Origin of the sequence: Compostibacter hankyongensis, from assembly GCF_039541075.1 — a bacterium.
Lineage (GTDB): Bacteria > Bacteroidota > Bacteroidia > Chitinophagales > Chitinophagaceae > Compostibacter > Compostibacter hankyongensis.
The window spans coordinates 164,172-177,862 of record NZ_BAABFN010000002.1 but is presented as its reverse complement, the minus strand read 5'-3'; the positions used below and the strand labels follow the sequence as shown (position 1 = coordinate 177,862).

At 54.0% G+C, this 13,691-nt stretch carries 8 protein-coding genes; all 8 read right to left on the bottom strand.

Annotated features, from left to right (window positions below; all coding sequences use genetic code 11):
* Window positions 1-25: 25 nt before the first annotated feature.
* The 8 genes from ABD851_RS05630 to ABD851_RS05595 all read right to left on the bottom strand — a co-directional run bounded on the left by ABD851_RS05630 (window position 26) and on the right by ABD851_RS05595 (window position 13,679).
* Entirely contained in the window at window positions 26-2,725 is a 2,700-nt protein-coding gene (locus ABD851_RS05630; RefSeq protein ID WP_344976781.1) for a c-type cytochrome, read from the bottom strand.
* Between the two features lie 151 nt (window positions 2,726-2,876).
* Window positions 2,877-4,382, bottom strand: coding sequence for a RagB/SusD family nutrient uptake outer membrane protein (locus tag ABD851_RS05625; protein ID WP_344976779.1), 1,506 nt, complete (start codon window positions 4,380-4,382; stop codon window positions 2,877-2,879).
* A gap of 135 nt (window positions 4,383-4,517) precedes the next feature.
* Complete coding sequence (locus tag ABD851_RS05620) at window positions 4,518-7,628, bottom strand: SusC/RagA family TonB-linked outer membrane protein (RefSeq protein WP_344976777.1); 3,111 nt, start codon at window positions 7,626-7,628, stop codon at window positions 4,518-4,520.
* Window positions 7,629-8,015: 387 nt separating this feature from the next.
* Window positions 8,016-8,870, bottom strand: a complete 855-nt coding sequence (locus ABD851_RS05615; protein WP_344976774.1) for a glycoside hydrolase family 16 protein — start codon at window positions 8,868-8,870, stop codon at window positions 8,016-8,018.
* Between the two features lie 54 nt (window positions 8,871-8,924).
* Window positions 8,925-9,950 carry a cytochrome d ubiquinol oxidase subunit II gene (locus tag ABD851_RS05610; protein ID WP_344976771.1) on the bottom strand — a complete coding sequence of 342 codons (1,026 nt, stop codon included), beginning with the start codon at window positions 9,948-9,950 and terminating at the stop codon, window positions 8,925-8,927.
* A gap of 6 nt (window positions 9,951-9,956) precedes the next feature.
* Window positions 9,957-11,267, bottom strand: coding sequence for a cytochrome ubiquinol oxidase subunit I (locus ABD851_RS05605; protein ID WP_344976766.1), 1,311 nt, complete (start codon window positions 11,265-11,267; stop codon window positions 9,957-9,959).
* A 177-nt stretch (window positions 11,268-11,444) separates the two neighbouring features.
* Window positions 11,445-12,128 (bottom strand): rhomboid family intramembrane serine protease, encoded by a 684-nt coding sequence (locus ABD851_RS05600; protein ID WP_344976763.1) that lies wholly within the window; start codon window positions 12,126-12,128, stop codon window positions 11,445-11,447.
* Between the two features lie 261 nt (window positions 12,129-12,389).
* On the bottom strand, window positions 12,390-13,679 hold the full coding sequence (locus ABD851_RS05595; RefSeq protein WP_344976760.1) for a hypothetical protein: 1,290 nt from the start codon (window positions 13,677-13,679) through the stop codon (window positions 12,390-12,392).
* Window positions 13,680-13,691: the final 12 nt, after the last annotated feature.

The following is a 13,691-nucleotide window of genomic DNA, read 5'->3' as shown; positions in this document are numbered from 1 at the left end:
TTACTCTTTTTATCTACGTCAACGGCTACTGGCCGTTGGCCTGGTATACCTTATTGTTTTCATCGCCACCCGACATCAGATAAGCCATCAGGTCTTTCAGCTCTTCCGGGTTCAGCCGGTTGATGAGACCTGCCAGCATAATCGAGGATTCCGAATTCTTCACGGAAACGACTTCACTCTTCGACACCTCGCGCAGCGTCTGCGGGGCAAAGGGGTTCTGGGAAACATAATATTTCCCGTCGTCCTCCCGCACCAGCCTGCCGAGGACGGTGCTGCCGTCTTTCAGGACAAAATTCTTAGCCGCATACTGGTCGGATATTTCCTTGCTGGGATCGATGATGGATTCCAGGATATCCTTGTCGGAAAACCGGGTACCCAGCTGGGTCAGATCGGGCCCGATAGATCCGCCTTCCCCGCGCATGCTGTGACAGGAGCTGCAGAGGATAGCAGAATACAGTTCCTTTCCTCTTTTAAAGTCCCGTTTGCCCGAAGGATCCTGAACCACCTGCACGGCTTCGTCCAGCTTCCAGTTCCTGCCCGGCCCCTTGGGCGCGCCGGCGGTAACCGCCCTTCTTCTTCCTCTTTCCCCGACTGCTACCAGCGAATCACCTGAAATGGTGTTGTAATGCGCAAGCTGTGCTTTGGGAACGTTTTCCAACGCAGCCTTCCGCGCTTCATCCATATAACCGAGATAGCTGTTCCCGCCTTTGCGGCTCAGGAAAGTACCGTACAGCTTAAAGTATTTTTCCCGGAGCTCAGGCGTCCAGCCGTTCTTGGCCTTGCTGAGCACCGACGCCAGGTATATCTGCTGGGCGGGAGGCGCCTTGGCCAGCATATTGGCCACATCCATCCCGTATTGCGGGTTCCGTAGAATAAGGTCGGAAGAGCGGGTAGCGGTTTTCTGTACCGAATCGTCGTCCTTGGCTTTGGCGATCAGGTCCATCGTTTTGCTGACTACCTGCGGCGCATCCACGAAAACCAGCACCTTGCTCAGCTCGCGGTCCAGCTCGTTTTCATTGGCCGGATAGTTGGGGTCCAGGTACGAAATCAGCTGAGTGCGGGTTGCCGCAGCGGGCTGGCCCATCCGCGAAAGGGTCACTTCGATGGTGCGCACCAGATCTATCTTCTGCGAGGCGGACAGCTGCTTGTAATCGATCGAAGTGAGGGCGCCGATGATCCGGCCTTCGAGACTTTTATCGCCATCGCGTGCCAGCGCCAGCATGGACTGGATCAGCGTTTCAGGGTCTTTTTCAGACAGGGCTTTATCCTGCCACTCGCTTACGGGCTGATGCTCCACCGCTATACGGGCGGCGTACCGGATAAAACGGTCTTCGTCTTTCAGGTAAGGCCATGCCACATCCAGCGCGGTGGGATCCGGCTTTTCCTGGAATGCTTCCAGCTTCTGCCGGGTCTTGCGGGCGTCCATTTCCTTGGAGCTGCCGTTTGAAGACAGGGGCTCGTTCTTCAGGTCGTTATCGCCGTAATAAACCCGGTAAAGATCAGACTGGATACGGCGACCACCGACGAGGAAATAAAAAGCGCCGTCCGGTCCTATGGCGCCGTCGGTCAACGGAAGCGGGGATCCGGAGATAAACTCTTCTGCCTTGGCGGTATAAGAAGCCCCTTGGGGCTCCAGGTCGATGTGATAAATAATGCCGTAGCTCCAGTCGAAGGCGTAGATGCCCCGGCGGTATTTTTCCGGAAAGCGGGCATTGTTGCCGCTCATGACGTTGGTGGGAGAACCCGGCCCGATGTTCAGGACAGCCGGCAGGTTGTCCGGATAGGTGGGCGACCACTTTCCGTCGTTTTCACGGTAACCGAAATCGCTGCCGCTGGGAACATGGCATATCCGGGTGGGGCGGTACCAGGGGGTTCCCATATCCCACTCCATATCCGAGTCATAAGTAAACAGTTCCCCGTCCTCGTTAAAGGCGATATCAAAAGGATTACGGAACCCTGCGCTGATCAGCTCCCATTTTGAACCATCGGCATCGGTCTTGGCGATCCATCCACCCGGCGGTTCCCGGTCGTTACCAAACCCGTTAGGATCCAGCATCAGCGGAAAGAGGTTGTCATTTTTCCAGGTGTTGGGCAGCCGGTAGTTGTCCATCTCGGGCAGATCGGTAAAGTTGCCCGCAACAATGTAAAGCGATTTCTTATCGGGCGATAAGATAACGCTGTGCGGACCATGCTCGCCCTGCCCTTCCAGCCGCTTCATCAGCGTGATCTTATCAAACTGATCGTCGCCGTTAGTATCCTGCAGCCGATAAAGTCCGCTGGGCCGCGTGACATCGGTACCCTCTCCTTCATCGTTCACCGTTACATACAGACTGTTAAACGCATACAGCAGGCCATGCGCCAGACCCATCTTTATCTTTGCATGCGAGGTATCTCCCGGCATGTTGATCTCCAGCCTTTCTACCTTCGGCTTTTCTGTAGTATCGGCGCCAACCGGGGGAAGGGTAACCCGGTAAAGGTAACCGTACTGATCGCAGGCGATCATCCTGCCCTTGTCGTCAAAGGTCATGGCTACCCATGAACCCTGATCGTTATCCGTAGGGCTGTATAGGTGTTCTGCATGGAAGCCCTTCGGTAATTTGAGCTTGGCTACTTTGGGATCCGTCTCCCCCTTATCTCCGGCAGACTGTTTACAGGAAGTTCCGAAAAGGATAAATCCGAAAAGAGCCAGGAATAAAGAGAGCATTGAACTGCTGTACTTGTTCATAAAGCTGTTTATTAAAAGAAATAAGTTTTCAAGACAATAATAATATAAAAATCAAAATAGCTGGCAATTAAATGATGAACGTATTGTAATCGTATTTGCGGTCATACGAAACAGGTCGCCTTTGTACAAGGCGACCTGCCTGATCTGCCGGTCAGAAATACGGGCTCAGGGCTGCCTCATCCGCGGGAAGCGGATAAACGGTCTCCAGCTGGGTAAAGGCATTGTTGGGGGGAACGGATCCGCTCGGATAATAATAATTCTCCGGATGGGATTTCACCCTTTCTCCATAGGCTGTGATGACATCCTGCACACGACCGGTTCTAACCAGATCGAACCAACGTTTGTTTTCAAACGCCAGCTCTACCCTTCTTTCCTTGTAAATGGCCTGACGCATCGCATCCTTGCCGGAAGCGGTCGTGGCCGCCAGCCCTGCCCTCTTCCGCACTTCGTTCAGGTAAGGCGCTGCATCCGAAGTCTTACCCTGCTCGTTCAGCGCCTCGGCGAGGAACAGCAATACTTCCGAATACCGGTATACCGGCCAGTTGGTTCCGGTATTACCCTGGAGCGCATGCTTCTTGGCGTATTTCTTTATGTAGGGAAATACCTTGTTGGTACGCAGGGAGGTGCTCAGGGTGATATAAGCAATGGAGGCGTCCTTTCTTTTATCCCCCGGCTCGTACGCTGCAATGATGTCCGGCGTAGGTATGTTATTTCCTTCTTCGGAAAGCGGCTGGGGGTTGGAGGTCCCGGTAATGGTCTCCACCTCATCGGCCGTCATGGGGCGGGGCAGAAAGCTGTACAGGAAGTTGCCGCTGTATCCGGCCGAACCTTCCATAAACTGTACCTCAAAAACCGATTCCGCATTGTTCTTGTTGCCCGTAGACGTGGAAAAGGCATTGTTGTAATCGGGCATCAGCGAATATTCCTTGCTGTCCACCACTTCTTTCAGGAGCTTCTCGGCTTCGCTCCAGTTTTTCCGGACGATATAAACATTGGCCAGCAGGGTCTTTGCCGCTCCGGAGGTAGCCCTCCCCGCCTGCTGTGTGGACTTGGGCAGCAGCAGCGAACCGGCTTCGCCCGCATCTTTGATGATCTGCATGTATACGGAGTCCACCGACGAAAGGGGCAGTGCCGCATCCTGCCGCGCAGCCACCGGCTCCAGGTGCAGGGGCACTTTCCCGAAATACCGGACCAGCTCAAAATAGGCATAAGCGCGGAGAAAGAGGGCCTGTCCTTTCAGGTTGTTCTTGGCATCCTCATCAAAATCGGCATCATCAATGCTGGAAAGGACCTGGTTGGCTCTCGAAATGATCAGGTAATCCTGCCGGTACTGGTTCAGGACGAAGGAATTGGTGGTGATACCGTTGGCCGTCGGCACGGAAAAGTCGGCCAGGTTCTCGGTATTATCTACCGCGCCGAACAGTGGATTGCGGGCATAATAGCTGTTATCGGAATGCAATTCGCCAAGCCCCCAGGCATAGCTGTTGAAAATGGTACGCAGGGGAACATAGGTGGCATTTACCCCCTGCTCAAAATCTTTTTCCGTTTTAAAAAAGACGACGGAACTTAAAGAGGTTTCGGGAATCACCTCCAGAAACTTGCTGCAACCGGCCATGGTAAAGCCGAGCAGAGCTGTTATGATGATTTTCGTTTTCATCCGTAAATATTTTAATTTATGAACGGTCGGACGAAACCTGGCATAATGAACATCTCGTTGTGCCAAATATGATCATGTCCGGTTTCATCGTATGAGAATAAAAAGGTGAAAAAGATGGATAATGCATCCTGACGATCAGAAGTTCAGGTTAATGCCCAGCGTATAGGTCCGCGGAACCGGATAGTTGGACAGGTCCACGCCCTGGCTCAGGTTGCCGCCGTCGCCCTGACCATCGCCCTGGGCGCTGGTTTCGGGATTCGGACCACCCCAGTATTTGGTGAACACATACACCTGCTGCACCGAGGCATACAGCCTGGCCGACTTGATCGTCTTGCTCTTTAGGCCCAGGTTATAACCGAGGGTGACATTCTTGATGGTAAAGAAGGAAGCATTGGCCACAAAATGACTATTGTTCCAATCCCTTTCCACACCGGTGAAGTTGCCGCCGCCGACCGTAGTGCCGAAGAATCCTTTACCCGGATTTTCTTCGGAACGCCAGCGGTATTTCACCCCTTCCACCATGTTGAACACCCCATCCAGGTTGGCCGTGCTGTACAGGTGGCGTACCCACAGTTCGTTTCCGTAAGAGCCTGAACCTACGATGGAAAGATCGAAGTTGCCGTACTGCAGGTTATTGGTGATACCATAGGTAAACTTGGGGAACGGACTGCCGATAATGGCGCGGTCGTCCTGGTCGCCGCCGTAGGTGATCACACCGTCACCGTTGACATCCTTGAGCTTGATGCTGCCCACCTCGGAGCGGCCCGGGATAACCGGCGAGTTGGCCAGGTCTTCCGCATTCTGGTAAAGGCCTTCGGCCACCATGCCGTAAAACTGACCGAAGGGGTGTCCGACCTCGGTGATATGAAAGGTGCCGTACACCCGGTCGATGCCTTCTGCGAGGGACAATACCATATTACGGGGAAAAGCAATATTGGCGTTAGTGGTCCACCTGAGCCTGCCGTCCGTATTTACGGTGGAGATGGCAAACTCATGACCCCAGAATTTAATTTCGCCGATATTATCATTAAAGTTGGTAAAACCCGACTCCTGAGGCACCTGTACGCTGTACAGGAGGTTGGTGGTATGCTTCAGGTAGTAGTCGTAAGTAAACTGGATGCGGTCGTTGAAAAGACCCAGGTCTATGCCGAAGTCAAACTGCTTGGTAGTTTCCCATCCCAGGTTGGGATTGGCCAACGAGGTAACCGCTGCCCCCGGTGCCTCATCCTCCCCAAACACTGCGTTTACGGTATTGTTGACCAGCGCATACTGGGTATAGTTACCGATGTTGTTGTTCCCGATCACGCCGTAGCTGGTCCTGAACTTGGCAAAGGAAACGGCTTTCAGCGGTTTCATGAAGTTCTCATCAGAGATGATCCAGCCCAGAGAGGCCGAAGGGAAGGTCCCCCAACGGTTGTTCGATCCGAAGCGGGAGGAGCCATCGCTCCGGATAGCCGCCGTAGCGAGGTATTTGCCTTTATAGTTATAAGAAAGGCGGGAAAGGAAGGAGGTCAGCGTCCATTCGTTTACCTGATTATTGGTGCCACCACGGTTAATATTGAGTGCGCCCTGTATGGTCGGGATCCGGTCATCCGTATAGGTATCCGCCTGGATATTGGTGTAGTCCTGCCGAAATTGCTGGTTGGTGAACCCGGCCAGCAGTTCAAAATTATGATCGTTAAAGCTTTTGGTATAGGTAGCCAGGTTTTCATTCAGGATGGAAACCTGCTCAAGGCTCTGCCGGGAGGAAACCGCGGTAGTGGGAATGGGAACGTTCATGGCGCTGGTGGCCGTAGAGGGATTGAAGAAAAAGAAGCGATGACCCTCATATTCCACGTTCATCGTGGATTTCAGTACCAGCCCTTCTATGGGCTGATACTGGATATAGGCGTTGGAAACCAGCTTGGTGGTCTTGGTTTCATTGATCAGCTCATCCGCCGCCCGCACCCAGTTGGGATAGGCGTAAATGTTACCCGTGCTGGCCGGGAACTGGTTGAAGAGGGTAAGCTCGCCGTTTTCATCATAGATGGGCATGATGGGCCAGGTATGCAGGGCGTTGAAGAGGATGCCCGTTCCCCGGTCGCCATCCGTCCGCGGGGTATTGTCAAAAATATAGGACGGGGCCAGGTTAAACCCGAGCTTTATACGGTCGGACAGCTTATAGTCCATGTTCATGCGAAGGGAGTAGCGTTTGTATTTATTGTTCCGCACCACCCCCTGCTGGTCCAGCACACCTCCGATCAGCGCGGCGTTCAGCTTTTCGGTGCTGCTGGTAACGGTCAGGTTGTAGCTCTGTATGGGCGCAGTTCTCAGCAGCGCGCCGTACCAGTCGTTGTTCTTGTTATGGTACTGGGACGGGTCCTGGAATTCTTCCGGGACGGGCTGCCCTTCATCTTCATAGTATTCCTTTTTGAACTGGGCAAACTCTTCCGCGTTCAGCATTTTTATCCGGCCCCGCATCGGTACCTTCTGAATGCCGGCGTAGGTGTTGAAGCTGACGTTCGTTTCCCCGGGCTTCGGCTGCTTGGTCGTGATCAGCACCACGCCGTTGGCCGCCCTGGAACCGTATAGCGATGTGGATGCGGCATCTTTCAGGATGGAGATGTCCTGGATCTCATCCGGGTTCATCGTGGCGATGTTGCCGGTGATCGGAAATCCGTCCACCACGTAGAGCGGATCGCTGCCCGCCGAAACCGACAGCTGTCCGCGGACACGAACAGACATGCCCTGTCCCGGCTTGCCGGTGGTCTGGTTGATCTGCACGCCGGCCAGCTTCCCCTGTAGCTTCTGGGTAATCTGGGTTACCGGGATATCCCGCAGCTTCTGGGCGTCGATCGTCTGGACGGCGCCGGTTACCTCTCTTTTCAGCTGCGTACCGTAGCCGACTACCACTACCTGGTTCAGCAGATTTTGATCTGATTCCAGCTGAATATTGATCTTACCGCTATTGCCTACATGCACGGTTTTCGCCTGATAACCGATAGAGCTAAAGACCAGCGAATCATTGGATGAAGCCGGTATCGCATAACGGCCGTTCGCATCGCTGACGGTGCCCTGGCTGCTTCCCTTGATACCGATCGTTGCACTGGGTATGGGTGCGCCGCTGGCCGCATCGGTAACCTGGCCGGTAACCTTCACCTGCTGGGCAAAACCGGATGTGCAAACAAGAATGAAGAGAAATAAAATTGGTACGGCCCGCATGCAACAGACCAGCCGTTTACAGTAAAAGAGATGGGGATTGAGCATGGAAATAGATTTTGGAGGTTGAGGAAGAATATGATTATTACAAACCTAATAGAACGATTAAGTCTTACCATCCTGTGCTGTCCTGCGCCATCCTGCACTGTCCTGTACTGTCCTGTACTGTCCTGTATCGCCTCTCTTGCCGCGCAAAACCAACAAATTGGAAGACCTGTAGCCGGTACAACCCTACACCGGTACAGCGGGTTCTATGGACGCCGCATCATAGAGCGTCATGTATCACTTCATGCCAGGCGTCAGGCTTTCCGCCGGTGATACGGAGATAGTATGGGGAAGCCGTCGCGTATTATCGCATGGATGCCGGGTCGAACGGGAAGAAGCGCAGTATAACGGCGTTGAATATATTAAAAGTAAAAATCTCCCTGTGACCGGCTAACGGTAGACCCGCACATAATCTATCAGGAAAGACTGCGGAAAGATGGCGTCGTCTATCTCCCGGCCCCAGCTGCCGCCGAGGGCCAGGTTCAGCAGCAGATACTGCGGTTTGCGGAAGGGATTATCTGTTCCTTTCCCGGCCTTGTCCAGCAGAAAGGAATTATATTTTTTGTCGTCGTAGTAGATGTCGATACGTGCGCTATCCCATTCTATGGCATAGACATGAAAATCGTCATACGGATGCGGATCGCTGATCTCAGCGCCGGCGGAAGCGTGCTTTTTATCCACGGGTCCGGCATAATGGATGGTACCGTGTATATGGGTAGGGTCGTGACCCACAAACTCCATGATATCGATTTCCCCGCAGGCCGGCCAGCCCACCTGCTGTTCATTGTCGCCCAGCATCCAGATGGCGGGCCATACGCCAAGGCCATGCGGGATACGGGCTCTTACTTCTATCCGTCCGTATTTCCAGGCGGCTTTCCCGCGGGTGATCAGGCATGCCGAGGTATAGGAGGAGCTGCCGGCCTTTTCGCGCCAGTCGCTGCTTCCCGCGTGGTAAGCGGCATTGGGATAGCTTTCCTTACGGCCTTCGATAACCAGGCACCCGTTTTCCACGCGGGCATTTTCCCGGCGGGCGTAGGTATAGTACTGGGCTTCGTTGTTCCGGACAAAGCCGGTCTCATAACTCCATTTTGAGGAGTCGGGCAGACCGTCGCGGTCAAATTCATCCGACCATACCAGGAGGCGGCCGTTCTTCCCGGCCGGGGTCTGCGCACAGGCGGTTTGCGACAGCAGGAACAGCATCCCGCATAAGATGGGAGCGGCTATAAACTTCCGGTGTGTGGTCATGGCGATGGAGTAATGATGACAAGATAATAAAAATACGGGTGAAGCTACGGCTTCCTATTCCGGCTGCTCCGCCTCCGCCGTTTCTGCACGGGTAAAGTTATAAAACAGGTAACCCAGGAAAGGCAGGATAAACACGCTGCCCGACAACAGGGCCCAGCCCAGCGCCCGCAGGGTGCTGACAGGGGCCGCGTCCTCCCATAGGGACAGGCGGGTACCGTCCTGCAGGATGAGAAAATCCGGGAAGTTATGATGGGCAATGGCCAGCAGGATCATGGTGACCTGAAAGCCGGCCAGCACCCGGAGCCGGAGCTTCCTGCCCTGGAACAGGTAATACCAGAGCAACACCAGGGAGGCGCTGGCGGCCAGGATGGCATAACGGCTTACCGGGTCCCCAAACAACCAGCGCCACAGGGGAATATGCTCCGTTTCCGCCGCCAGGAAAACCAGCCCCCCCGCCAGCACAGCCAGCAGGTTGGTGATGCCGGCTTTGTGAATAAAGCGCCGCTTGTCATAATCATCCTGCGCCTCCCCGATCAGGTAAACGGCAGCCAGAAAACCGCAGAGGGCCACGGTAAACAAACCTACCGCCAGCGAAAAGAGGTTGCACCAGGGCGCCATATAAATGTCATAAAAGCTGCGGGCTTCGGGATCGATCTTTCCGGAAAGCATGGTACCGGCAATCATACCCAGCAAAAGCGGGGTGATAAAGCTGGAATAGACGAATATCTTGTTATAAAGCTTCTGAAAATTGTCCCTGACTGCATCGTAATGCCGGAAGATAAAAGCCGTGCCCCGCGCCACGATACCCAGCAGCATAATCAGCATGGGGATATGCAGGTAGATGGACATGGTAGTATAAATAAGCGGAAAGCCCACAAACAGAATCACGATGGCAATGATCAGCCACATATGATTGGCTTCCCAGACCGGCCCGATGGCACGGTAGGTGATACGGCGGGTACGAGGCTTGTTTTTATAGGAGGTAAACAGCTCGATGATGCCGGCGCCGAAGTCTGCCCCGCCGAGCAGCAGGTACAGCAGGATGGACAGGCAGAGGAATATGACGACTACAAGATGCATAACCCGTTATTCGGTATCATAAAGCACCGGCACCATTTTGATCTGCCGGTAAAACAAAAACACCACCATGGCGGATAACAAAATATAGACTGCAGTAAAAAGGTAAAAAGTATAACGGATGCCGGGCATGGGGGTAACGGCGTCGGCTGTACGCATAATACGATAGATGATCCAGGGTTGCCGGCCCACCTCGGTAACGATCCAGCCGGCTTCGATGGCCAGGAAGCCTGCCGGGATGGCCACGACGCAGGCCTTCAGGAAACGGGGCGACCGGAGCCAGCGCCTGCGCCGCCAGCTGCCGTAAAAGTATACCAGGCCCAGCACCAGCAGCCAGATGCCCAGCGCCACCATCAGCTGGAAAGAAAAATGCACCACGGGCACCGGCGGCTCCTCGTGGTCCGGCACCTGGTCCAGTCCCGCTACAGGCGCCCTGAAATTGCCAAAGGCCAGAAAGCTGAGCCCGCCCGGCACACGCAGCCCGTAACGCACTTCCCGCTTCCGGCTGTCCGGCCAGCCTCCGATGAGCAGCGGGGCGGGCTGTTCGGTATGGTACAACGCTTCCATGGCGGCCAGCTTGGCCGGCTGCCGGCGGGCAATGGACTTTGCGGCAATGTCGCCGCTCAGGGGCTGCAATACGGCTGCAAGTGCGCCAAAGGTGATGGCTATCCGGAACGACTTCCAATGAAAGTCCCGGTTCCTGTTTCGCAGCACCATCCAGGCATGTACTCCGGCCACGGCAAAACCCGTTGCCACAAAAGCCGCAAGGATCATATGCAGGGCCTGCGCTGCCCAGGCGGCATTGAACATGGCTTTCATGGGGTCGATGTTCAGGAACTGCCCGTTTATATAATCAAACCCCGAAGGGCTGTTCATCCAGGAATTGGCCGAGACCACCAGTATACCCGAAGCCAGACCGCTGAGCCCCGTCACCAGACCGGTGAACCAGTGAAACCACCTGTTCAGCCGCTGCCAGCCATACAGGTAAAATCCAAGCGCGATGGCTTCGATAAAGAACGCGGTGCCCTCCAGGGAGAAAGGCATGCCGATAATAGGACCGGCGTATTCCATAAACCGCGGCCAGAGCAGCCCCAGCTCAAAGGAAAGTACGGTGCCGGATACGGCCCCGGTGACAAAAAAGATAGCCACGCCCTTGCTCCAGGCTTTGGCAATATGCAGATAGCGGCTGTTGCCCGAGCGGAGCCACTGATAATGGGCAACGGCCATGAAAAACGGCATGACCATACCGATGCAGGCAAAGATGATGTGAAAACCCAGGGATACCCCCATTTGCGACCGGGCAGCAAGAAAATCGTCCATGGCGGATCGTTTTGTCGTTGATCACACCGGCCGGTCCGGCCTGTGGTACACCGTGTTACGGCGACGCCGCAACACGGCTTACGATAAAGCTGGATAGCCGGCTGTCCGGTCATTTCCGGAATGGAAAAGACCACGTAAAGATACAACAGGAACCGCCGCGGGAAAAATAAAATAAGGTCAGGCTGCCGGAGAAGGCTGGCTTTTTAGCAGGTATACAGCATACTGGTAGCCAAAATACATGCTGATCAGATGAGCGGTAATGCTGGCCAGGTCGTGCTTTATAATCAAAAACAAAGCTGCCGTCAGCGAGATCACATATACCTGCAGCAGGGACACGCTGAACCGTTTTGTAACGCGGAACTCATGATGGCTGAACATCACAACGGCAGCGGTCATCACCCCCAGCACTCCGCAGAAGGTACCTTCAAGCATGCCCTGCTCTCCCGAATAAATGGGAAAGATCACATAGGCCAGCAAAAACACGCCGGCTGCCGCCAGGCAGCAAACGAGATAGAGTCCCAATACCTTCTTAGCCCCCAGCCTCAGAGAAAGGATGTTCCCGAAAAGCCAGAGCATGCTGCTGCTGAGCAGCACCTCCCAGACATTAAAATGAACAAAGGGGTAGGTAAATATGCTCCAGAGATGGGACAACCGGTCTTCCGGATGCGCCGAAAGGGCCAGGCTGTGGCGGGTAACGATATCTGCCTGCGCACCGATGTTGCTCCAGTGCAGGATTTGATAGACCGCAAAAAGGAGGATATGCGCAAACACAAGAATATTAATATCGGTCTTCAACTGTGGCGTAAAGCTGAATACGCGCTCCTGTCTTATATACTTCCTGTCCATATTATCCATCATCATCTGTTTAAGCTATGTTAACTTTTTTTTATTTAATGCAGTTAGCATTATCCTCTTAAAGACAAAAACCAAGCCAGGATACCGGCAAGGCATACACGAAGGACAGGGGCGGTAAGGAAGAAGGGCGAAGAAGGATCAGGAGGTCAAGACGAGGGTCAGGAGGTCAAGACGAGGGTCAGCGTCAGGATGAAGATGAGGGTCAGGGTAAAAAAAGCACGGTCCCGCCTGGGGCGGGACCGTGACCTTTAAAAAGCGGTAGCGGCATTACTGTCCTGCCTTGCTGTCGGCAGCGCTCAGCTTCTGCTTATATTCATCCAGCTTCGTGGAATCGTTCTTACGTGCGGCGATACCCTGCAGACCCATGAGGGTATTTTTATAGATCGCCACTTCATTCTGGGTCAGCTTATCTTTTGCATCGAGCACCTGGTAGGACTTTTCAAGGTAAGGCAGCGCTTTTTCCAGGTACGCGTCTTCCTGTTTCGAAAGGGAATCAGCCTTGGCCATATCTTCCTTGGAAGAGCCCAGCTGACCCAATTGCTTTCCGACGGCGGCGGCGGTGTTGTATTCCATCAGCCCCAGGTTGAAGTTGGCCGCATAATCCTCAGGCTTCAGCGCGATGGCCTTTTTATAGGTTTCAATGGCCTTGTTGTACAGCTCGTCGTAATTGGCCGGCTTCTCCGCCTGGCTGTTTCCGCTGGCATCCTTGGGGTTGGCCATATTATCATAAGTAATGGCCAGGTTCAGCATCATATCATAATTACTCGGGTCTTTCTGCACGGATTCTTCCAGCTTCTTCACCAGCTCGTCCTGCTTGCCGGTCTCGTTGAAGTAGCTGATCTCCTCGTTGTTGAAATCGTTGTCGCTCGGGAAAAGTTCTTTGCCGACAGCCAGGGTCTTCTGATAGTTGGCATCGTCTTTTTTCTCGCGGTAATACTGGAGCAGCACCTTGTAAACGATGGGATCTTCCTTGTATTTGATATCGGCCAGCTGCTGGTATCCCTTGGCGGCTTCTTCCTTCAGGCCGGCGTTAAAGGCTGCGTTGGACATGTTTAAGATGGCCATGGTATCCATGGGAGCGCCCATGCCGGAGTTCACGGAATGCATGTAGTCATTCACCGTTCTTACGTCGTTGAACTTTTCGTAGGCCAGCTTATAGTCTTTGGCATTAAAGGCATCCGCACCCTGCTTGTAAAAAACGGTATACAGGTCGGTAAGGTCCTTATAATTATTCAGCAGCATGCTGGTGAATTTGGGATCCAGCTTCAGACATTGCTGAAAGGCCGCCAGCGCGGTATCGCCCGGATGATCCACCGGTACCGACTTGGCGGAGTCGGCCGCGATAGCGGCATAAATCTGCCCTTTGAGGTACCAGGTTTTGGCTTTGTCGCCGGTTTTGCTGTCTGTGGTGGCGGGGTTGATCAGGTCGCGCGCTTCGGCCAGCTTTCCGTCTTTCAGCGCACTCTCCGCTTTATTGACGTTCTTGTTCTGGGCCAGGGCCACCGTCCCGAAGCCTAAAAGTAACAACAGCGTACCTGATAATTTTTTCGTGTACATGTTATGTATGGG